Origin of the sequence: Pseudomonas sp. Marseille-Q1929, assembly GCF_017316265.1 — a bacterium.
Classification (GTDB): domain Bacteria; phylum Pseudomonadota; class Gammaproteobacteria; order Pseudomonadales; family Pseudomonadaceae; genus Aquipseudomonas.
The window spans coordinates 102,219-122,558 of sequence record NZ_JAFLWU010000004.1; the positions used below are offsets into that span (position 1 = coordinate 102,219).

The 20,340-nt window shown below is 61.8% G+C and carries 19 protein-coding genes; 5 read left to right on the forward strand and 14 right to left on the reverse strand.

Annotated features, from left to right (window positions below; all coding sequences use genetic code 11):
* The first annotated feature begins 27 nt into the window (after window positions 1–27).
* Entirely contained in the window at window positions 28–1,344 is a 1,317-nt protein-coding gene (locus J1G37_RS07920; protein ID WP_207040951.1) for an amidohydrolase family protein, read from the forward strand.
* On the opposite strand, the gene J1G37_RS07925 is transcribed toward J1G37_RS07920, so the two are convergent.
* From J1G37_RS07925 to J1G37_RS07980, 12 genes are all read right to left on the reverse strand, one after another.
* Window positions 1,330–1,974, reverse strand: a complete 645-nt coding sequence (locus J1G37_RS07925) for a class I SAM-dependent methyltransferase (protein WP_207040952.1) — start codon at window positions 1,972–1,974, stop codon at window positions 1,330–1,332. The genes J1G37_RS07920 and J1G37_RS07925 overlap by 15 nt on opposite strands.
* A 39-nt stretch (window positions 1,975–2,013) precedes the next feature.
* Window positions 2,014–2,658, reverse strand: a complete 645-nt coding sequence (locus J1G37_RS07930; protein WP_017736886.1) for a methionine ABC transporter permease — start codon at window positions 2,656–2,658, stop codon at window positions 2,014–2,016.
* Window positions 2,648–3,763 (reverse strand): ATP-binding cassette domain-containing protein, encoded by a 1,116-nt coding sequence (locus tag J1G37_RS07935; RefSeq protein WP_207040954.1) that lies wholly within the window; start codon window positions 3,761–3,763, stop codon window positions 2,648–2,650. Before J1G37_RS07935 ends, J1G37_RS07930 begins: the two co-directional genes overlap by 11 nt.
* On the reverse strand, window positions 3,760–4,575 hold the full coding sequence (locus tag J1G37_RS07940; protein WP_207040956.1) for a MetQ/NlpA family ABC transporter substrate-binding protein: 816 nt from the start codon (window positions 4,573–4,575) through the stop codon (window positions 3,760–3,762). The genes J1G37_RS07935 and J1G37_RS07940 overlap by 4 nt, the downstream gene beginning before the upstream one ends.
* Before the next feature lie 157 nt (window positions 4,576–4,732).
* Window positions 4,733–6,085, reverse strand: a complete 1,353-nt coding sequence (locus J1G37_RS07945) for an LLM class flavin-dependent oxidoreductase (protein ID WP_207040958.1) — start codon at window positions 6,083–6,085, stop codon at window positions 4,733–4,735.
* Window positions 6,086–7,279: an SfnB family sulfur acquisition oxidoreductase gene (locus J1G37_RS07950; protein WP_207040960.1), complete on the reverse strand. Its 1,194-nt coding sequence runs from the start codon at window positions 7,277–7,279 to the stop codon at window positions 6,086–6,088.
* A gap of 39 nt (window positions 7,280–7,318) precedes the next feature.
* Entirely contained in the window at window positions 7,319–8,560 is a 1,242-nt protein-coding gene (locus J1G37_RS07955) for an SfnB family sulfur acquisition oxidoreductase (RefSeq protein WP_207040961.1), read from the reverse strand.
* Between the two features lie 187 nt (window positions 8,561–8,747).
* Window positions 8,748–9,512: a hypothetical protein gene (locus tag J1G37_RS07960; RefSeq protein ID WP_207040964.1), complete on the reverse strand. Its 765-nt coding sequence runs from the start codon at window positions 9,510–9,512 to the stop codon at window positions 8,748–8,750.
* 392 nt (window positions 9,513–9,904) lie between these two features.
* Complete coding sequence (gene tcyN, locus J1G37_RS07965; protein ID WP_207040965.1) at window positions 9,905–10,651, reverse strand: L-cystine ABC transporter ATP-binding protein TcyN; 747 nt, start codon at window positions 10,649–10,651, stop codon at window positions 9,905–9,907.
* A 3-nt stretch (window positions 10,652–10,654) separates the two neighbouring features.
* On the reverse strand, window positions 10,655–11,320 hold the full coding sequence (tcyL, locus tag J1G37_RS07970) for a cystine ABC transporter permease (protein WP_003187646.1): 666 nt from the start codon (window positions 11,318–11,320) through the stop codon (window positions 10,655–10,657).
* On the reverse strand, window positions 11,320–12,114 hold the full coding sequence (tcyJ, locus tag J1G37_RS07975; RefSeq protein ID WP_207040967.1) for a cystine ABC transporter substrate-binding protein: 795 nt from the start codon (window positions 12,112–12,114) through the stop codon (window positions 11,320–11,322). Before tcyJ ends, tcyL begins: the two co-directional genes overlap by 1 nt.
* A 278-nt stretch (window positions 12,115–12,392) precedes the next feature.
* Entirely contained in the window at window positions 12,393–13,388 is a 996-nt protein-coding gene (locus J1G37_RS07980) for a D-cysteine desulfhydrase (RefSeq protein WP_207040969.1), read from the reverse strand.
* Between the two features lie 167 nt (window positions 13,389–13,555).
* On the opposite strand from J1G37_RS07980, the gene epsC reads away from it, so the two are divergent.
* The 4 genes from epsC (at window position 13,556) to mgrA (ending at window position 19,536) form a co-directional block, all read left to right on the forward strand.
* Entirely contained in the window at window positions 13,556–14,482 is a 927-nt protein-coding gene (epsC, locus tag J1G37_RS07985; protein WP_207040971.1) for a serine O-acetyltransferase EpsC, read from the forward strand.
* A gap of 394 nt (window positions 14,483–14,876) precedes the next feature.
* The gene (gene betT / locus J1G37_RS07990; protein ID WP_017734617.1) at window positions 14,877–16,838 is read left to right on the forward strand and encodes a choline transporter BetT; all 1,962 of its coding nucleotides are present in this window, start codon (window positions 14,877–14,879) and stop codon (window positions 16,836–16,838) included.
* Between the two features lie 223 nt (window positions 16,839–17,061).
* The gene (locus J1G37_RS07995) at window positions 17,062–18,390 is read left to right on the forward strand and encodes an OprD family outer membrane porin (protein ID WP_207041090.1); all 1,329 of its coding nucleotides are present in this window, start codon (window positions 17,062–17,064) and stop codon (window positions 18,388–18,390) included.
* A gap of 108 nt (window positions 18,391–18,498) precedes the next feature.
* Window positions 18,499–19,536 (forward strand): L-glyceraldehyde 3-phosphate reductase, encoded by a 1,038-nt coding sequence (gene mgrA, locus J1G37_RS08000; protein ID WP_017734615.1) that lies wholly within the window; start codon window positions 18,499–18,501, stop codon window positions 19,534–19,536.
* 123 nt (window positions 19,537–19,659) lie between these two features.
* On the opposite strand, the gene J1G37_RS08005 is transcribed toward mgrA, so the two are convergent.
* Both J1G37_RS08005 and J1G37_RS08010 read right to left on the reverse strand, forming a co-directional pair.
* A complete protein-coding gene (locus J1G37_RS08005; RefSeq protein ID WP_207040973.1) occupies window positions 19,660–20,079 on the reverse strand; it encodes a type II toxin-antitoxin system VapC family toxin in 420 nt (139 codons plus the stop codon).
* The gene (locus J1G37_RS08010) at window positions 20,076–20,321 is read right to left on the reverse strand and encodes a plasmid stabilization protein (protein ID WP_207040975.1); all 246 of its coding nucleotides are present in this window, start codon (window positions 20,319–20,321) and stop codon (window positions 20,076–20,078) included. The genes J1G37_RS08005 and J1G37_RS08010 overlap by 4 nt, the downstream gene beginning before the upstream one ends.
* Window positions 20,322–20,340 lie beyond the last annotated feature (19 nt).

Here is a 20,340-nt window from a genome sequence, read left to right on the forward strand (position 1 = left end):
GCCGGTCAAAAACGGGAGGGTGCCTCCATGTATCTGAAATCTGCGCTTCTGGCCCTTGGGTTGCTGGTTGTCATTGCGTGCCAGCACGAACCTCGAAAGGGCGACCCACGGCTGTTGATCGAAAATGCCTACATCCTCACCCTGGAGCCGGGCCAGACCCAGCCAGTGAAGGGGTATTTACTGGTGGGCCAGGACGGTGCCATCAGCGGCCTGGCGGCTGGCCAACCGCCGGATGGGCTCGTTGTGCAGCGTCGGCTTGATGCTCAGGGGCAGTGGTTGTTGCCGGGGTTTGTCTCGGCGCACAGCCACCTGTGGCAGAGCGCGTTCTACGGTATTGCCGCCAACGATAATCTCGAAGGCTGGATTGCCCAGCTGTATGGGGTCGAGGCGCCGAAACTGGACGCTGCACAGCTCTACCAACTGACCCGGCGCGGCGCTACCCAGCACCTGCGCAATGGCATCACCAGTGTGTTCAATTTCACCTACACCGGTGCCGACCGCAGCGGCGAAGTGGATCGTCAGCAGTTGCGCGGTGCGCTGGATGCCGGGGTGCGTGTGGTGCATGGGTTCAATGTGCGCACGATCAACGACAGCTGGACGCCGGCCATGGCCCGTGAACGCACGGCGGCATTCCTGGCGTGGGCCGGTGCGCAACCAGAATCGGGACGATACCTGGGCACCATGCTGGCGGGTTATGCAGGGTTTATCAGCGCCACGCCCGGGCAGGCCCAGGTTGAGGGTGACTTGATGCGCGAGTTCTCACTGGGCAATCAGCAGCATTACCTGGAGTCAGTGGTGGAGTCAGCGGGAGAGCGTGAGCGTTATCCGTTGCTCGAACAGGCAGGCATCATCGGGCCGCGCCTGATCTTCGGTCACTTTATCCACTCCACGCCCGAGCTGACTGCCGCCGCGGTCCGCGCCGGCGTGAGCATGAGCTGGAACCCCATGTCCAACGGGCGGCTCGGCTCCGGTAATGCGGATGTACTGGCTTATCGCGCGGCGGGCATGAAAGTCGGCATGGGCGTGGACGGCGAAGCCAGCGCTGACCGGGCCGATCCTTTTGAAAACATGCGCATGGGGTTGTACCAAGTGCGCGCCGTGCATCAGCGTGCAGCGGCGATGCAGGCCTATGAAGTGCTGCGCCTGCATACCCTGGGCAGTGCCGAGGTGTTGGGCATCGATGCCCAAGTGGGCAGCCTCAGGGTGGGCAAGCGCGCCGACATGGTGTTGCTCGACCCCCGCAGTTTTGCGCCCTGGCAGGAGCCGTATGCCGCACTGGTATTTGCCGCAGGGGTGAAGGATATCCGCGAAGTGTTTGTGGATGGCCTGTCACTGGCCCGCTGATAGATCCGGCTTGCGCCAGACGCTGGCCAACCAGGGTTGTTGCGCTCGCGGCAACCCCGCCGGCCGGTAGTAATGCTCCAGCTCCACAAACCCGGCTTCGGCCAACAACGCCTGCCACGCTTCAAGGTCGTGATAAGAGCCGTATCGCGGCCCATTCCAACCTTCCTGGTTTTCCCCGCGAGGATTGGAACTGAACAACACGCCCCCGGCTTTCAACGCCCCATGCAGCTGCTTGAGCACGCGCGGCAATTCCTGCTTGGGGATATGAAACAGCACGGCGTTGGCAAAGATCCCGTCGAAGCGTTCAGCCGACAGGTCCAGCTTGAGGAAGTCTTGCTGCAACACCTCGCACCCACTGTCTTCCCGCGCCATCTGCGCAAAACGCTCCGAGCCGTCCAGGCCCACGGCGATATGCCCCATGCGCGTGAAGGTCTGCAAATCGCGACCCGGGCCGCAGCCGAAATCCAGTACGGTAAACGGTGCAGTGCCGTGGATGTGGCGCAGCAGCGCGTCGATGTTCTGGCTCACATCGTGGTCGCGGGTGCCTGCACGGAAGTCCTCGGCCACTTTGTTGTAGTGGCCGAGGGTGGTGGAGGTGATCTGGTCGAGGTCGTCGGGCTTGAGGGACATAGCGGGCGATACCGAGTGCGGAGATGCCCCGACTATACCTCAGCGCTTGTTCAGCACCCGCGCCAACCGATCGCCGCCGAGCTGGATGAACGCCACCAGCACCACCAGCAGCACGATCACGGTCAGCATGATCTGCGTATCAAAGCGCTGATAGCCGTAGCGGTAGGCAATGTCGCCCAAGCCACCGGCGCCAATCGCACCGGCCATGGCCGAGGAGTTGATCATCGTCACCAACGTGATGGTGAACCCGCCGACAATCCCCGGCAGCGCTTCCGGCAACAGCACGTGCCAGATGATGTGCCAGCGCCGGCAGCCCATGGCCTGGGCGGCTTCGATCAGGCCATGGTCGACCTCACGCAAGCTCACCTCGGCAATCCGCGCAAAGAACGGCGTGGCCGCGATGGTCAGCGGTACCACCGCCGCCCACACGCCGTAGGTGGTGCCGACGATCAGCCGGGTGAACGGGATCAACGCCACCATCAGGATCAAGAACGGAATCGAGCGGAACAGATTGACGAACGCCCCGAGCACACGGTTCAGCGCCGGGGCCTGGTAGATGCCGCCCTTGTCGCTGGTGACCAGGAACACTGCCAGCGGAATCCCCACCAGCAGCGCGATCAGCGACGACACACCGACCATCAACAAGGTGTCGATGGCGCCCTGCAATAAACGATCAAACCACATAGCCCAGCACCTCCGCCTGTTGTGCCCAATTGCCAGCGCGCTTGCGCAACTCATCGGCGCTGTGGAACGAGCCACTCACTGCCAGCAGCAATTGCCCCAAGGCATGGCCCTGGATGCGCTCCACGCCGCCTTGCAGCAAGCGCACGCGCCCGCCGAGGGCGCTGAACAGCGCGGCCAGGTCAGGTTCGTCGGTGTCGCTGCCGGTGAACTGCAAGCGCAGCACCACCGCCGCCTCGGCCGATGTTGGCACGGCCTGCAAACGGCTTTGCAGTTCCTCCGGCAAGCCGTGTTGCAGGGGCGCCAGCAGGGTTTTGCTGACTTCATGCTGGGGGGCGCCAAACACCTGCCACACCGGGCCTTGCTCGACGATGTGACCGTGTTCCAGCACCACCACGCGGTCGCAAATCTCGCGGATCACCGCCATCTCATGGGTAATCAGCACGATGGTCAGGCCCAGGCGTTTGTTGATCTCGCGCAGCAGGCCAAGGATCGACTGGGTGGTCTCCGGGTCGAGGGCCGACGTGGCCTCGTCGCACAGCAAAATCTCGGGGTCGTGCACCAGCGAGCGGGCGATGCCCACGCGCTGTTTCTGCCCGCCGGACAACTGCGCCGGGTAAGACTTGTGCTTGTCCTGCAAGCCCACCAGTTCCAGCAGCTCGCGCACCTTCTGTTCGCGTTGCGGCTTGGGCACGCCGGCCACTTTCAGCGGCAACTCGACGTTCTGCCACACGGTCTTGGCCGACATCAGATTGAAGTGCTGGAAGATCATGCCGATGCGCCGACGCAGCGCCACCAGGCGGTCTTCGTCGTAGTCGCCGATGTCCACCTGATCGATCAGCACCCGCCCGCTGCTGGGTTGTTCCAGGCGGTTGATGGTGCGGATCAACGAGGATTTACCGGCGCCGCTGCGGCCGATGATGCCGAACACTTCACCGCGCTGGATCGCCAGGTCGATGCCTTGCAGGGCATGCACCTTGCCGTCGTAGCTCTTGCCCAGGTTGATGAAACGCACATGGGCGCGGTTGAGGTCCGGGTGCAGTTCGGTCTGCTCGGCGTCCCTGGGCGGTGTGCCCAGGTCGCGCAGTTGGGAGTGGGCGGCGGTCATTTTTTAGCTTCCCAGCCGACTTGGTAGAGCTTGCCCAGGGACTTGTCCAACGCGGCGCGCACCACGGGCGAGTGCTGGTAGATATCGACGAACTTGATTACGCGTGGGTCGGTGGTGCCCTTGGGCTGAGTGACGAACTGGATCACGTATTCCGGGTGGTCGAGGCCGTCGAACAGCAACGCCGACTCGGCATCGAAGGTCTTGGACAGGCGGATATAGGCCGGGTAGCCCTGCACCAGATCGGCGTCGTCATAGGCGCGCACCAGTTGCACGGCCTCGACTTGCAGGATCTTGATCTTCTTCGGGTTGCTGACGATGTCTTCTTCGGTGGCCTTGTAGCCCACACCCGGCTTGAGGGTGATCAAACCCGCCTTGGCCAGCAGTTGCAGGCCGCGCCCGCTGTTGATCGGGTCGTTGGCGATGGCCACGCTGGCGCCTTGGGGCAGGTCGTTGATGCTTTTGAATTTCTTTGAATACAGGCCGACGTTGTTGATGATCCCCGGTGCGTAGGGCACCAGGTCAAACCCGGCGGCGGCCTTGGCGTTTTCCAGGAACGGGATGTGCTGGAAGTAGTTCACGTCGATGTCGCCAGCGGCCAGGCTGACGTTGGGTGCGATCCAGTCGGTGAACTCCACCAGCTCGACTTTCAGGCCTTGCTTGCCGGCTTCGGCCACGGCGGCTTCGAGGGGGATGGCGAAGGCGGCGGTGGTGCCGACTTTCAGCGGTGCGTCGTTGGCGAAGACCGCCGAGCTGAACAGGCCGAGGGCCAGGGCCAGTGCTTTGACTGGGTGGGAGAGCAGTGTTTTTTTCATAATGATTTTCCAGTCATAAGGTATTGGTACAAACAATGGAGGTCCACTGTGGGAGCTGGCTTGCCTGCGATAGCGGTCTGTCAGTAGATGAATCAGGTGACTGACACACCGCTATCGCAGGCAAGCCAGCTCCCACATTCTCTGTTCACATTTTTGATCAGTGTCGGTAGTTGGAACCGGTGTGTTGCTCGGGCAGGCGCGCGGTGTTGTGGAAGACTTTTTCCCTCAGTGTTCCGGTCTCATAAGCGGTCTTGTACGACCCCCGCTTCTGCAACTCCGGCACCACCAACTCAATGAAATCCACATAACTTTCCGGCGTGACGATCCGCGTCAGGTTGAACCCATCCAACCCGGTCTCGCTGATCCACGACTCCAACTCATCCGCCACCTGTTCGGGCGAACCGACCAGGGTGATATAGCGCCCACCGAGGGCGTGCTGCTCCAGCAATTTGCGTCGGGTCCAGTCGTTGTTTTGCAGGTTCTTGGTGGCCGACTGGATCGCGTTGCTCTTCACGTACTGGATCGGTTCATCCAGTTCGTATTGCGAGAAATCAATCGCCGTGGACGCCGAGAAGTGCGCCACACCGGCTTCCGCGCTGGCATAGCTCAGGTACTCGGCGTGCTTGGCCCAGGCCGCCTCTTCGGTGGCGCCAACGATCACGTTGAGGCCCATGAACACCTTGATGTCGTCCGGGTTACGCCCAGCTTCGACGGCGCTGGCGCGCACCTTGTCCACCTGGATCTTGGTCGCGGTCTTGTTCTGCCCGCTGATAAACACGCACTCGGCGTGCCGCCCGGCGAACAGCAAACCGCGATCCGAACTGCCGGCCTGGAACAGCACCGGCGTTCGCTGCGGCGACGGCTCGCACAGGTGATAACCCTCCACCTGATAGAACTCGCCGTGGTGCTCGACCTTGTGCACCTTGCCCGGTTGGGCATACACCCGCGCCTGCGGGTCGTTGGCCACGGCGTCGTCTTCCCAGCTGCCTTCCCAGAGTTTGTAGAGCACCTCCAGGTACTCGTCGGCCTGGTCGTAGCGGCGGTCATGCTCGACCTGTTCGGTGAGGCCCATGGCCTTGGCGGCGCTGTCGAGGTAGCCGGTGACGATGTTCCAACCCACACGGCCACGGCTCAGGTGGTCCAGCGTGGATATGCGCCGCGCGAACAGATACGGCGGCTCGTAGGTGAGGTTGGCGGTGAGGCCGAAGCCGAGGTTTTTCGTCACCGCCGCCATCGCCGAGACCAACAGCAACGGGTCATTCACCGGCAGCTGGATCGACTCTGTGAGCGGCACGTCGATGGAATTTTGATAGACGTCGTACACGCCGACGATATCGGCGATGAACAGCCCGTCGAACAGCCCGCGCTCCAGGATCTGCGCCAATTCGGTCCAGTACTCGATGGTCTTGTACTGGGTCGAGGTGTCCCGTGGGTGGGTCCACATACCGTGGTTGATGTGCCCGATGCAGTTCATGTTGAAGGCATTGAGCAGGATTTTTTTCTTGGCCATTTAGATGGTCCCCCGCAGTGGCGGGTTTGCATCGTTGAGGTAGTAATTGCCCACCGCGTGGTACTTCCAGCGCACCGGGTCGTGCAGGGTGTGCACGCGGGCGTTGCGCCAGTGGCGGTCGAGGCCGTGCTCGGCCAGGGTCGCCTGGCTGCCGGACAGTTCGAACAGGGTGCTGCCGGCGGCGAGGGAAATCTCGGTGCTCAAGGCACGCACTTCGGCCACTGCAATCGAGGCGGCCGCCACGGTCTCGGCGTTGCTGTCGGCCTGGGCGCGGTCGAGGAACTCGCCGGCGCGCTCAAGCAAAGCTTCGCTGGCGTGCAGGCGGATGCTCAGGTGGCCGAAGCTTTTCAGGGTCAACGGGTCTTCGCTGGCCTTGTCGTTGCCGGAATCGATCCACGGGCGGGTCTTGGTGCGCACAAAATGCAGCGCATCCTCAAACGCAGCGCGGGCGATGCCGGTGTCGATGGCGGCGTGCAGGATCTGCGCCAGCGGGCCGACGGTGGTCGGGCGTTCGAAAGCGCTCTGGAACGGGATCACGTCGGCGGCGGCGACCCACACGTTGTCGAACACCACCGAACCGCTGCCGGTGGTGCGCTGGCCGAAGCCGCTCCAGTCGTCGATCACTGTCAGGCCGTCGCTGTCACGCGGGACAAAGGCCAGTTGCTGCACGCCGTGTTCATCCACCACCGAAGTGGGGATGCGTTGGGCGTAGATCGCGCCGGTGGAATAGAACTTGCGGCCGCTGATGCGAAAACCGTCGCCGTCGCGGGTGATCGAGGTGACGCGGTCGTGGGCGGTCTTGGTGCCCAGTTCGGCCAGGGCATTGCCGAACCGCTGGCCGGCCAATACCTCGGCGTACAGGCGTTGTTGCTGCGCTGGCGTGCCGTTTATGCGCAGCACTTCGAGGGCGTAGAAATGGTTTTGCGGGATCTGGCCCAAAGACGCATCCGCCTGGGCGATCAGCGCGATGACCTTGGCCAGGGTGACGTTGGACACGCCCGCGCCGCCGTATTCTTTCGGCACGCTGATACCCCACAAGCCGGAGCGTGAAAACACGTCCAGTTCGGGCAAGGGCAGACGGCGTTCGCGGTCGCGCTGGGCGCTGTCGCGGCGGAAGTCTTCGGCCAGGTCGCTGGCGACAACAAGGGCTTGTTCGTCGCTGGTGATAACCGCGACGTTTGCAGAGAAAGTCATATGTGCTCCAGAAGCTTGTAGAGGAAGTGTTCTGGTCGGTTAAATCCAGGAGTGACGAGCCGGCAACGTGCCGTTCAGTCGATAGGCGCCGATGGCGTGATACTTCCAGCGCACCGGGTCGTGCAGGGTGTGCACGCGGGCGTTGCGCCAGTGGCGGTCGAGGTTGAACTCGGCGAGGGTGGCGCGGCTGCCGGCCAATTCGAAGAGCTTTTCGCTGACCAGCAGCGACACTTCGGTGGTCAGCACTTTCGCTTCGGCCACGGCAATCGAGGCACGGGCGGCGGACTGCGCGGTGATCGGCGCGGCGCTGACCTGGTCCAGCACGTGGCCAGCCTTGCGCAACAGCGCTTCGGCGGCGTGCAGTTCGATCTTCAGCTTGCCGATGTCGGCGATCACATACAGGTCATCGCTGGCGCGTTCGACCTTGGCGTCGATCCACGGGCGCGAACGTTCACGCACGAAGGCGATGGTGTCGTCGAGGGCGCCGCGGGCGATGCCGGCGTCGATGGCGGCCTGGATCAGTTGCGAGACGGCGCCCTGGATGTTCGGGGTTTCGCCGATGCGCCAGTTTTCCACTACCAACTCGGCGTCCACCGGTACTTGATCCAGCAATACCGTGCCGCTGGCGGTGGTGCGTTGGCCGAAGCCCGACCAATCGTCAACGATGCGCAGCCCTTCGGTGCCACGGCGCACAAATGCCATGACCTGCTTGCCGTCGTCGTTGAGCGCCTTGACTGCCACCCAGTGGGCGAACAGCGCGCCGGTGGAGTAGAACTTCTGGCCGCTGATCACATAGCCGTCGCCCTTGGCGGTGATGCGCGCCTTGAGTTCCAGGGTGTTCCTGGTGCCGCGTTCCGGGCCGCCATTGCCGATGCGCCAGCCGTCGAGGACGCTCTGGAACAGCTGTTTTTTCTGGCGCTCGGTGGCCGCGCCCTGCACCAGGTGCAGGATGCCGAAATGGTTTTGCGGGATCTGGCCGAGGGCCGGGTCGGCTGCGCTGATGATGGCGAATACGTCGGCCAGGGTCACGAAAGACACCTGCGGGCCGCCGTATTCACGAGGAATGGAAATACTGCCCAGGCCACTGCGGGTGAACTGTTCCAGCTGCGCCCATGGCAGCTTGCGTTGCTGATCGCGCTGGGCGGCTTGCAGGCGTGCCGCCTGGGCCAGCGCATGGGCCGCGTCCAGCGCCTCTGCATCGTTGCGCAGCACGGTGGCTGGCAACAGCAGGGGGGCGACGTCCCGATCACTCTGGGGGGGTGTTTGAGCCAAGTTAGACATCAGCGCCGCTCCTTGGCTGCACGCAATGCCCTGGCGTTGTGCACCGGGGTAATTCTGACCATACCGACCTCGCATTCAATGAAATGAAAACAGAAAAATCAAAGATGTCCGGTGGTCCGGTGCATATACCCTAAGCGTGTTAAATATTTAAATAAACGTGATTTTTGGAATAAGCATAGAAGGTCTGTCACCCAGGTTCGCAAGGCGAGCCCAGGGGGCGCGGCTGATAGATCAGCGCCGTCCCGGCCGGGCGGGTCGGCGTCCCGGCGGCGATGCGCAACGTGCGTGCCGGCGCCCAGCGCGAATTGTTGCCGACGTGATCGAGGATGCAGTACGTGACGTCCAGGCGGCTGTCGTCGCCGGCTTCGACAATCACCGCCGAAGGCACCCACACCCGCACAGGCAGGCCGATATCCTTGGCCCGGATCTTCGGCAGGTCCAGGCGCACATCGCCCCAGCGCAGGGTGATGGCGTCGCCGCTGGTCATGTTCAGGTAGGGCTCGATGGTCAGGGGAACGCCGCGCCGTACCTGGTTGGCATTGACGCCGTAGCGGCGAATGGTCTCGGGCAGGCTGGCGGGGGCGAGGTTCAGGTTTTCGTCGCAATACAGCGGCGAGGGCTGGCCGCCCGGGTAGTTGGTCTTCACCCGCACCTGCGTCACGGCCGAGCGGGCGGCGGCGTGGCCGACTTGCATGACCTGGTAATGAACCTGGGCCGGGCCATCCTGCACAAAGCTTTCCGGCACCCGCAGGTGTGTGGGCGTGCCGACCTTGCAGGCGGTCACCCGGCGTGAGGCGGCAAAGCAGTTGTTCCAGAACAGCTCGATCAGGTCGCCTTCGTCCATGTCGGGATAGGGCGCGATATCGACCTGCAGCTGCGCGGCAGCCAGGGCGTTGATGCCGTTCCGAAGGGCCTGTGGCAGGGTCGGCGCGGTGAGCAGGGTGTGCGTCATAAGTAATCTCCTTGATGCAGCCAGCAGCAATCGTTCCGGCCTTTTGCGCGGGGTGCGGGCAGGGGCTGAAAAGAACGATTCAGTGAATAGCCGGGATAGGATCCAATCCTCAGGGCGCTAGATAAGAGGGTTGGCCAAGAGGCGTCAATGGCGGCAAAGGGCTAAACGGCGGGTTGGGGGAGATTCAGAAGTGTCCGACTGGCGCGGGGATTTTCGGGTGGGGATGGCGGGATGTTTTATAGGCTGGAATGAGCATTCCCTGTAGGAACGCAGTTGATGTGGGAGCTGGCTTGCCTGCGATGGCATCACCTCGGTCTACCTGTAACACCGAGGTGTTTGCATCGCAGGCAAGCCAGCTCCCACAAAAGCCAGTTCACACAAGTCCATGGCACTCAGTGCGCGAGGAATTTGCTCAGGAACTGTTTGGTGCGTTCTTCCTTGGGGTTGGCGAACAACGCCTTGGCTTCGCCTTGCTCGACGATCACCCCCTTGTCGAAGAAGATCACCCGGTTGGCCACATCCCGCGCAAAGCTCATCTCGTGCGTGACGATGACCATGGTGCGGTTTTCTTCGGCCAGGCTGCGGATGGTCGCCAGCACTTCGCCGACCAGTTCCGGGTCGAGCGCCGAGGTGGGTTCGTCGAACAGGATCACTTCCGGCTCCATGGCCAGCGCCCGGGCAATCGCCACGCGCTGTTGCTGGCCACCCGAGAGGCGTCGCGGGTATGAGTCCTCCTTGCCCGCCAAACCGACCCGCTCCAGCAGCTTGCGCCCGAGGGCAACAGCTGCGTCGCGGGGTATCTTCTTGACCACGATCGGGCCTTCGATGACGTTTTCTAGCGCGGTGCGGTGGGGGAACAGGTTGAAGTTCTGGAACACAAAACCCACGTGCTGGCGCAAGCGCCTTACCAGGCCTTGTTGCTGGTTGATCGGCTTGCTGGTGTCGATCTCGATGTCACCCACCTTGATCCGGCCGCTGGTGGGTTGTTCGAGGAAATTCAGGCAGCGCAGAAAGGTGGTCTTGCCGGAGCCGCTGGGGCCGATGATGGCGATGACTTCGCCTTCCTTGACCTCCAGGTCGATGCCGTTGAGCACCACCTGGCCCTTGAATTGTTTGGTCAGTTGTTCAACCACGATCATGGGTCAAGACTCCAGGTCATGCCGGTTGACCCGGTCTTCCAGACGATTTTGCAAATGCGCCAGGATGCTCGCCAGAATCCAGTAGATCAGGGCGGCGGACAGGTACATGGTGAAGATTTCAAAGGTGCGTGCCGAGACCAATTGCGCCTGGCGGAACAGCTCGGGCACCTGGATGGTGGCGGCCAGCGCCGTGTCCTTGACCAGCGAAATAAAGCTGTTGCCCAGTGGCGGCAATGCGGTGCGCATGGCCTGCGGCAGGATGGCCCGGCGCAGGGTCTGCGCGCGGGTCATGCCGATACTGGCCGCGGCTTCCCACTGACCGCGCTCGATGGAGGCGATGGCGGCGCGCAGGATTTCACAGGCGTAAGCGGCCATGTTCAGCGAAAAGCCGATCATGGCCGCCGGGATCGGATCCAGCTCGATGCCCACTTGCGGCAAGCCGTAGTAGATCAAAAACAGCTGCACCAGCAAGGGCGTGCCGCGAAAGAACGACACATAGACTCGGGCGGTCCAGCTCAACAGCTTGAAGCGCGACAAGCGCATCAAGGCCAGGCCGAAGCCCAGCAGCAAACCGAAGAACATCCCGCCGAGGCTGAGAATCACCGTGTAATACGCGCCCTTGAGCAGAAAGGGCGCGGAGTCCAGCGCGAGTTGGAAACCTGCTTCCATTATTGAGTGACGTCAGCGGCGAAGTACTTCTCGGACAGCTTCTTCAAGGTGCCGTCGGCGCGCAGCTTGTCGAGGGCCTTGTTCACGGCGTCGAGCAGTTCAGGCTCGCCTTTGCGCAGGGCAACACCGGCTTCCTGGCGCGAGAACGCAGCGCCGGCAGCGGCAGTGTCGGTGGCTTTCTTCGCGTATTCGAGGGCGGCCAGACGGTCGATCAGGATCGCGTCGGTGCGGCCGATGCGCAGGTCCTGGAACTTGGTTGGGTCATCGTTGTAGGTCTTGATGATGGCTTTAGGCTGATTGTCCTTGAGCCATTGTTCGTAGTTGGTGCCCAGGCCCACACCGACTTTCTTGCCGGCCAGGTCGTCGGCGGTCTTGATGGTGTCGACGTTTTTCGCCAGGGTCAGCGCTTGAATGCCGGAGACGGTGTACGGCTTGGAGAAGTCGTACTTCTTCTTGCGCTCTTCGGAGATGGTCACTTGGTTGACCACCGCGTCCAGGCGCTTGGACTCCAGGGCGGCGAGGATGCCGTCCCATGGCGTGGCTTGCAGCTTGACCTTCACGCCCAGCTCCTTGGCCAGGGCTTCGGACAGTTCCACTTCGAAGCCGCTGAGCTTGCCGCTTTCATCGACAAAGCTGAACGGCGGGTAGGTGCCTTCCAGGCCGATCTTGATTTCGCCGGCTTTTTTGATGTTGTCCAACTGCTCGCCGGCAACGGCTTGGCCGATCAGGCCAGCGCCGAGTGCCAGGCCCAAAGTGCCTACCAGCAGCGTGCGACGGAATACGGAAATAGTCATGAAGAGCCCCTGTGTTTTTATGTTGAGCGAAGCAGGTGACGCAGTAGTCGTATCCTGCCTTAAAGCGCGTAGCGCGTCTTCGCCTACGGCGCGATGATAAAGCCGGTTTTTAAGACTTGAAAATAATATAAATATAATTTGATATTCTATTTGGAAATATGCGGCGATCTAATGTGGGAGCTGGCTTGCCTGCGATGGCGGTCTATCAGTTACAGATGAGCAAGCTGACCCACCGCTATCGCAGGCAAGCCAGCTCCCACATGTTGATCCCTGTTCCTTCAGCTAAATGCGGCGTTATAGGCAAATAGCGCCGGCGCCCCACCGGTATGCAGGAAAATGATCGGCCCATCCTCAAACCGCTGGCGGCCGATGCCGTCCAGCAACCCGGCCATGGCCTTGCCAGTGTAGACCGGGTCCAGCAGCAGGCCTTCCTGGCTTGCCACCAGCTTGATCGCCGCCAGTGTCCCGGCATTCGGCTCGCCATAGCGTGGGGCGAAGTACTCGTCCCAGAGGGTCACCTTGAATGCCTCGGGAATTGCCACACCGAGCAGCTCGGCGGTGCGTTCGGCCAGGCCTTCGACTTTCGGGCGCTGGGCTTCGTCGGTGCGCGAGACGGTGACGCCAATCACCGGTAAATCCGGCAGCACTTCGCTCAACGCCAGCGCCAGGCCGCTGTGGGTGCCGGCGCTGCCGGAGGCCAGGACCACGGCGGCGAACTCGATTCCGCTGTCTTCGATCTGCGCGGCCAGCTCCAGGCCGGCACGCACGTAACCGAGGGCGCCGAGGGCGTTGGAGCCGCCGATGGGCACCAGATACGGCTTTTTGCCGTTGCTGCGCAGGCGCTCGGCGAGGGCGTGGAGTTGCTCGTCGGCGTTGTCGAGGTTTTCGACCAGTTCGACCTTGGCGTCGAACAACTCCAGCAGCAGGCGGTTGCCGTTGCCCAGGTAGTTGGGGTCGTCGGTGCCGGTGGGGTTTTCCAGCAGGGCGACGCAACCCAGGCCGAGCTTGGCCGCCAGCGCGGCAGTTTGGCGCACGTGGTTGGACTGGATCGCGCCGGCCGTCACCAGGGTGTCGGCGCCTTGGGCGATGGCATCGGCGGCGAGGTATTCGAGCTTGCGCAGCTTGTTGCCGCCCATGGCCAGGGGCGTGGTGTCGTCGCGCTTGACGTAGATGTCCCGGCCCAGCCAGGCCGACAGCCGTTCGAGTTTTTCCAGGGCAGTGGCGCCGCCCAGCAGTTCCAGGCGGTTAAAGCGGTCCAGCTGTTGTTTGATCATGGCTGCGCACGGTGGCTAAGTGATGGGGCGACTATAGGCAGGCACTTTTCATCGGGCAACCGCCAATCTGCTTATGCCTGATGGTTCTTAGCATCGCACCATTGGTTCTTAAGGGCGGCCCGCCTGCATACCGTAAAGTGATGGCCATTTCGTCAGGAGTGAATACCGTGAGTGAGCGTTCCAGTCATTGGCAGTTACAGACCATCGTCAGCCAGTTGCGCGGCGCCCGGGACCAGTGGCGAACGCGCAATGGCCGCCTGAGCGGCGAACATGGCGGGCGCGAGTTGCCATCGCGCGAGGCGGTGGCGCAGATCCTTGAGTCGCTGTGCGGTGCGCTGTTCCCCATGCGCCTGGGGCCGGTGGATTTGCGTGAGGAAAGTGAAGACTTCTACGTCGGCCATACGCTCGATGTCGCGCTCAATGCCCTGCTGGCCCAGGCCCGCCTGGAACTGCGCTACGCCGCCCGCCAGAGCGGCCAAGATGACGGTAGCGTGGACGCCCATGCCATCCGCCTGATCCAGGATTTTGCCCTGGCCTTGCCGTCCCTGCGCAGCCTGCTGGACACCGACGTGCTGGCCGCCTACCACGGTGACCCGGCCGCGCGCAGCGTGGACGAAGTGCTGCTGTGCTACCCCGGCATCCTCGCGGTGATTCACCATCGTCTGGCGCATCACCTGTACCGCGCCGGGTTGCCGCTGTTGGCGCGCATCAGTGCGGAAATCGCCCATTCGGCGACGGGGATCGATATCCACCCCGGCGCGCAGATCGGCCCGAGCTTTTTTATCGACCATGGGACCGGCGTGGTGATCGGCGAAACCGCGATCATCGGCGAGCGCGTGCGTATCTACCAGGCCGTAACGCTGGGCGCCAAACGCTTCCCGGCCGATGAAGATGGGCAATTGCAAAAAGGCCACCCACGCCACCCGATTGTCGAGGATGACGTGGTGATCTACGCCGGGGCGACGATTTTGGGGCGCATCACCATCGGCCAGGGCTCGACCATCGGCGGCAACGTGTGGCTGACCCGCAGCGTACCGAGCGGGGCGAATATCACCCAGGCCAATCTGCAACATGATGATGGTACGCAAAAGTAAGTCGAACACAGACTCAATGTGGGAGCTGGCTTGCCTGCGATAGCGGTGGATCAGTCAGCATAGTGCTAGCTGATTGACCGCTATCGCAGGCAAGGCAGCTCCCACATGTTTTGTGTATTTCACCCCCAAGTCGCTGAACGATTTGCCATCCCCGTCCGTCATACCCATCCTTGAGCTAGTGTAGGAATTGCCTACCGCTCGGCCCTGGGATTAGTCCAAAACTGCCTATCCATGTTTAACTTGAATGCTCGTTCAAGTTAAACCCGGTGGTTCGCTGCCCGCTCACAACAGGAGGCTTACCTTTGCTGAGTCCGTTTTTTACAGCCACATCCCTCACCCTCGGGGTGCATCGTTCATGAGTGCATCGTCCACCCCACCCAGCGGCCTGGTGCGCATGAATGCGCCGGTTTTCTACTTCGCCGCCACGTTCATCCTGCTGTTCGGCTTGATTGTCATCGCGATCCCACAACAGGCCGGTGCCTGGCTGCTGGCCGCGCAAAACTGGGCGGCCAATACGGTCGGCTGGTACTACATGCTGGCGATGACCCTGTATCTGGTCTTCGTGGTGGTCACCGCGTTATCGGGCTACGGCAAGATAAAACTCGGTGCCGACCACGACGAGCCCGAATTCAGTTACCTGTCCTGGGCCGGCATGCTGTTCGCCGCCGGGATCAGCATCACGCTGTTTTTCTTCTGCGTATCCGAGCCGCTGACGCACCTGGTGCAACCGCCCCAAGGCGCGCCGATGAACGCCGACGCTGCGCGCCAGGCCATGCAGATCCTGTTCTTGCACTGGGGCCTGCACGGCTGGGGCGTGTTCGCGTTTGTCGGCATGGCCCTGGCGTATTTCGCCTACCGGCATAACCTGCCGCTGGCGTTGCGTTCGGCGCTGTACCCGCTGATCGGCAAGCGCATCAACGGCCCCATCGGTTACGCGGTGGATGGCTTCGGCATCATCGCCACGGTGTTCGGCCTGGGCGCGGACATGGGCTTTGGGGTGTTGCACCTCAACTCCGGGTTGGACTACTTGTTTGGCATTGCCCACACGCAGTGGATCCAGGTCGGCCTGATCACCCTGATGATGGGCGCGGCGATTATTGTCGCGGTGGCCGGTGTCGATAAGGGCGTGCGGGTAATGTCCGACATCAACATGCTGCTGGCCTGCGCGCTGCTGCTGTTTGTGTTGTTCGCCGGGCCCACCCAGCATTTGCTCAACACCCTGATCCAGAACCTAGGCGACTACCTGGGCGCCTTGCCGACCAAGAGTTTCGACGTGTACGCCTACGACAAACCCAGCGACTGGCTGGGCGGTTGGACGGTGTTCTACTGGGCCTGGTGGATCGCATGGTCGCCGTTCGTGGGCCTGTTTATCGCGCGTATTTCCCGTGGCCGTACCATCCGTGAATTCGTGTTTGGCGTGCTGCTGATCCCGCTGGGTTTCACCCTGGCGTGGATGTCGATTTTCGGCAACAGCGCCATCGACCAGGTGCTTAACCACGGCATGGCCGCGCTTGGCCAGTCGGCCATCGACAACCCGTCGATGAGCCTCTACCTGCTGCTGGAAACCTACCCGTGGAGCAAGACTGTGATTGCGGTCACGGTGTTTATCAGCTTTGTGTTCTTCGTCACCTCGGCCGACTCCGGCACCGTGGTGCTGTCCACGCTGTCGTCCAAGGGTGGCAACGCCGATGAAGACGGGCCGAAATGGCTGCGGGTGTTCTGGGGCGTGATGACCGGGTTGGTCACCAGTGCGCTGCTGTTTGCCGGCAGCATCGATTCGCTGAAGTCCGCAGTGGTGCTGACCTCGTTGCCGTTCTCGCTGATCCTGCTGTTGATGATGTGGGGGCTGCACAAGGCGTTCTACCTCGAATCCCAGAAGCAGATCGCGCAACTGCATTCGCTGGCACCGGTGTCGGCCTCGCGCAGGGGCCGTGGCGGTTGGCGCCAGCGCTTGAGCCAGGCCGTGCACTTCCCGTCGCGGGATGAGGTGTATCGCTTCCTTGAATCGACGGTGCGCCCGGCGATTGAAGAAGTGACGGCGGTGTTTGTCGAGAAAGGCCTGAATGTGACGACGCAGCCCGACCCGTCCAACGACAGTGTCAGCCTGGAAATCGGCCATGGCGAGGAACATCCGTTCATCTACCAGGTGCAGATGCGCGGCTACTTCACGCCGTCGTTTGCGCGGGGCGGCATGGGTTCCAAGGAGCTCAACAACCGCCGCTACTACCGGGCGGAAGTGCACTTGGCCGAGGGTAGCCAGGACTATGACTTGGTGGGTTACACCAAGGAGCAGATCATCAACGACATCCTTGATCAGTACGAGCGGCACTTGCAGTTCCTGCATTTGGTGCGCTGATAGCTGGTGTGTGAAGTCTGCATTTTGTGGGAGGGGGAACCCTCCCGCAAAAACCTCGCAAAGCCCTGATCTACAGGGCTTTCATGAATTTAATTTCATCCGTCGCACGCCGGTTTTGACGCGCAACTGTCATCTGTCCACCGCCTAATTGTGTGAAGCGTTTGACGCTTTCATTTCAGAACAGTGACGGAGACCGGTACCAATGAAGACGTTATTAAGCCCCATGGTGGGTGCCGCCATGGCGAGCTTTATGCTGTCCGCCCATGCCGATTTTATCGATGACAGCCACGCCGATGTGACCCTGCTCAATCGCTATCTCAACCAGCAAGGGCGCGATGTGGTGAACAGCAACGCCAAGGCCCACAGCATTCGTGATTGGGGCCAGGGTTTCGAGTTCAACTTCAAGTCCGGCTACACCGAAGGGCCGGTGGGCTTTGGCCTCGACTTGCAGGCGTTCTACGGGTTGAAACTGGATTCCGGTGGCGACCTCAACGACAAGGATCACCAGAGCCGCTACCCCGGCAGCATGTTCCCGCTGGACAACGGCAAATCCGCCGACCAGTTCGGCGTGCTCAGCCCGACGTTCAAGATGCGCTTCGCCAAGGATGAGCTGCGCGTGGGCACGCTGTATGGCAACAACCCGGTGCTGGCCAACACTGATGGGCGCCTGTACCAGCAGACCAATACCGGTGTGCAACTGGTGTCCAAGGACCTCAGTGATTTCACCTTCACCGGTGGCGATATCTTCAAGACCAAGATCCGCAACGAAACCGGCGACCAGGGCATGATCACTGCCGGCGGGACCAAGGAAAGTGATCGCTTCCTGTTCGGCGGCGCCGACTACACCGGCATCCAGAACACCACGGTGAGCCTTTGGTACTCCAACCTTGAGGATTACTACCAGCAGTTCTTCGTGGGCGCCAAGCGCCATGACGCGTTGTCGGTGGGCGCACTGGACACCGACGTGCGCGTGTTCCGCAGCCTGGGTGTGGGCGGTAACGCCGACGGTGAAAAAGACTACGCCGCCAGTGGCCTTTACGGCGACGGCGTGAACAAGGGGCGTATCAACCAGACCACCGCCAGCCTGCTGGAGAGCTACAGCCTGGACGGCCACACCGTCGGCCTGGGCATCCAGAAAAACAGCGGCGAAAGCGACTTCCCCTACCTCGACTCCGGCCTGAACAGCGGCAATAACCGCCAAGGCCCTGGCTCAGGCGCCGACACGCCGGCACTGACCAACATGCAGTTGAACAAATTCCAGCACGCCGGCGAACGCACCTGGCTGGCGCAGTACAAATATGACTTGGGCAAACTCGGCGTACCTGGCCTGACGTTCTCGGCGGCCTATGCCCACGGCGATGACATCCGCACCGCACAAGGCACCACCAGCGAATGGGAGCGCAACGTGGCCGTGGCGTATCAAGTGCCCACCGGCACCCTCAAGGGCCTCGGCGTGACCTGGAAAAATGCCCACGCCAGCCCGGACATTACCGGTGCCACCGTGCAGGATGAAAACCGCTTTTATGTCAGCTACGTCGTTCCACTCTGGTAGGCAATTGCTGTAAAACGGAAGGGCAGACTTAAGCGATTCAGCTGGTTAAAAGGCCTGGGAATAAGGTTATTCCCAGGCCTTATTTGCCCTAAGCCCAGAGAGGATTCGATGACGTACATTGCTGCCGAAAACCGCTATGAATCTATCCCGTATCGCCGCGTAGGCCGCAGTGGATTGGTGCTGCCTGCACTGTCCCTCGGCCTGTGGCACAACTTTGGCGACAGCACCCCGATCGACACCCAGCGCGCCCTGCTGCGCACCGCGTTCGACCTGGGTATCAACCACTTCGACCTGGCCAACAACTACGGCCCGCCGTACGGCAGCGCCGAGATCAATTTCGGCCGTTTGCTGCGCGAAGATTTCAAGCATTACCGCGATGAGCTGATCATCTCCAGCAAGGCCGGCTGGGACATGTGGCCCGGCCCTTACGGCCAGGGCGGCGGCTCGCGCAAATACATCCTCGCGAGCCTGGACCAGAGCCTGCAACGCCTGGGCGTCGACTACGTGGACATCTTCTACTCCCACCGTTTTGACGCCGACACCCCCCTGGAAGAAACCGCCAGCGCCCTCGCCACCGCCGTGCAACAGGGCAAGGCGTTGTACATCGGTATCTCGTCCTACTCCGGGGTGAAAACCCGCGAAATCGCCGCCTTGCTCAAAGAGTGGAAAGTGCCGCTGCTGATCCATCAGCCGGCCTACAACCTGCTCAACCGTTGGGTGGAAAAAGACCTGCTGGACACCACCGAAGAACTCGGCGCCGGGGTGATTGCGTTCACGCCATTGGCCCAGGGGCTGCTGACCGACAAGTACCTCAACGGCGTACCGGCGGATGCGCGGGTGAATCGTCCGGGTGGCGGCTCGTTGCAGGCCAAGCACTTGTCCGAAGCGAACATCGCCCACGTGCGTGCACTGAACGAAATCGCCCAGCGTCGTGGCCAGAGTTTGGCGCAGTTGGCGCTGGCGTGGACACTGCGTGATCCACGGGTGACCAGTGCACTGATCGGTGCCAGTCGGCCGGAGCAGATCATCGAGAACGTCGGCGCGTTGAAGAACTTGAGCTTCAGCGCTGAAGAGTTGGCGGAGATCGACCGGTTTGCCCAGGAGGGCGGAATCAACCTGTGGGAAAAACCATCCACCGCTGAGTAACCGGCAGGCAGTACGCGGTCAATGTGGGAGCGGGCTTGCTCGCGAATGCGGAGTGTCAGTCGATGAAGTTTTGGCTGATACACCGTCATCGCAGGCAAGCCAGCTCCCACATTTTGATCTTCATCAGGCGGCCCACGGGTTAATGATATTCACCCCGGTGCCTTCAAAATCTTTTACGTTTCTTGTTGCCAGCTTTGTTTGTCGCGCACGACAGATTGCGGCTATCTGTGCGTCAGCCAATCCAACGGGTTTTCCGGATTTCTCGCGAGTGGTCACCAGCTTCGAGTAATGCAGTGCCGCGTCTGCATCGAATGGCAGGATGCGCTCAGCAAAGTCGTCTTCGAACATCGCCAACGCGTGAGTTTGTAGACTGTGCTTGCGTTTCCCGTCAGGCAAGCGCTCGATGCCGTGAAGAATTTCCGCCATCGTAATTGCGGTGATGAACAGCGCTTCAGCGGCTTGGTTGTCAATCCAGTGAAGCACTGCTTCTGCGGGCGTAGCTCGCATCAATTCAGACAGGACATTGGTATCGAGAACGATCATTCATCGAACTCCACCGTCCTCACGAGGGCATTGCGCTCGGGCAAGTCCAGATCCAGGCCGCCTGCTTGTGCAAAACGCGCATGAATTCTGCTACCCAGCCCTTGGCTCTTGCCGACGGTTACCAAGGACTTGCGCAAAATCAGACGAGCTTCTTCTTCCATGGAGTGCCCGTTGTGGGCGGCTTCGATGCGCAAGAGTTCCTTGATGCTGTCATCTAGATTACGAATGGTAAGGCTGGCCATGGGACTGTCCTCATGCTAT

What these genes read in the sequence shown, in the direction of transcription:
- J1G37_RS07920 (WP_207040951.1), top strand. Translation starts at nt 28, where the DNA reads ATGTATCTGAAATCTGCGCTTCTGGCCCTTGGGTTGCTGGTTGTCATT.
- J1G37_RS07925 (WP_207040952.1), bottom strand. Translation starts at nt 1,974, where the DNA reads ATGTCCCTCAAGCCCGACGACCTCGACCAGATCACCTCCACCACCCTC.
- J1G37_RS07930 (WP_017736886.1), bottom strand. Translation starts at nt 2,658, where the DNA reads ATGTGGTTTGATCGTTTATTGCAGGGCGCCATCGACACCTTGTTGATG.
- J1G37_RS07935 (WP_207040954.1), bottom strand. Translation starts at nt 3,763, where the DNA reads ATGACCGCCGCCCACTCCCAACTGCGCGACCTGGGCACACCGCCCAGG.
- J1G37_RS07940 (WP_207040956.1), bottom strand. Translation starts at nt 4,575, where the DNA reads ATGAAAAAAACACTGCTCTCCCACCCAGTCAAAGCACTGGCCCTGGCC.
- J1G37_RS07945 (WP_207040958.1), bottom strand. Translation starts at nt 6,085, where the DNA reads ATGGCCAAGAAAAAAATCCTGCTCAATGCCTTCAACATGAACTGCATC.
- J1G37_RS07950 (WP_207040960.1), bottom strand. Translation starts at nt 7,279, where the DNA reads ATGACTTTCTCTGCAAACGTCGCGGTTATCACCAGCGACGAACAAGCC.
- J1G37_RS07955 (WP_207040961.1), bottom strand. Translation starts at nt 8,560, where the DNA reads ATGTCTAACTTGGCTCAAACACCCCCCCAGAGTGATCGGGACGTCGCC.
- J1G37_RS07960 (WP_207040964.1), bottom strand. Translation starts at nt 9,512, where the DNA reads ATGACGCACACCCTGCTCACCGCGCCGACCCTGCCACAGGCCCTTCGG.
- tcyN (WP_207040965.1), bottom strand. Translation starts at nt 10,651, where the DNA reads ATGATCGTGGTTGAACAACTGACCAAACAATTCAAGGGCCAGGTGGTG.
- tcyL (WP_003187646.1), bottom strand. Translation starts at nt 11,320, where the DNA reads ATGGAAGCAGGTTTCCAACTCGCGCTGGACTCCGCGCCCTTTCTGCTC.
- tcyJ (WP_207040967.1), bottom strand. Translation starts at nt 12,114, where the DNA reads ATGACTATTTCCGTATTCCGTCGCACGCTGCTGGTAGGCACTTTGGGC.
- J1G37_RS07980 (WP_207040969.1), bottom strand. Translation starts at nt 13,388, where the DNA reads ATGATCAAACAACAGCTGGACCGCTTTAACCGCCTGGAACTGCTGGGC.
- betT (WP_017734617.1), top strand. Translation starts at nt 14,877, where the DNA reads ATGAATGCGCCGGTTTTCTACTTCGCCGCCACGTTCATCCTGCTGTTC.
- J1G37_RS07995 (WP_207041090.1), top strand. Translation starts at nt 17,062, where the DNA reads ATGGTGGGTGCCGCCATGGCGAGCTTTATGCTGTCCGCCCATGCCGAT.
- mgrA (WP_017734615.1), top strand. Translation starts at nt 18,499, where the DNA reads ATGACGTACATTGCTGCCGAAAACCGCTATGAATCTATCCCGTATCGC.
- J1G37_RS08005 (WP_207040973.1), bottom strand. Translation starts at nt 20,079, where the DNA reads ATGATCGTTCTCGATACCAATGTCCTGTCTGAATTGATGCGAGCTACG.
- J1G37_RS08010 (WP_207040975.1), bottom strand. Translation starts at nt 20,321, where the DNA reads ATGGCCAGCCTTACCATTCGTAATCTAGATGACAGCATCAAGGAACTC.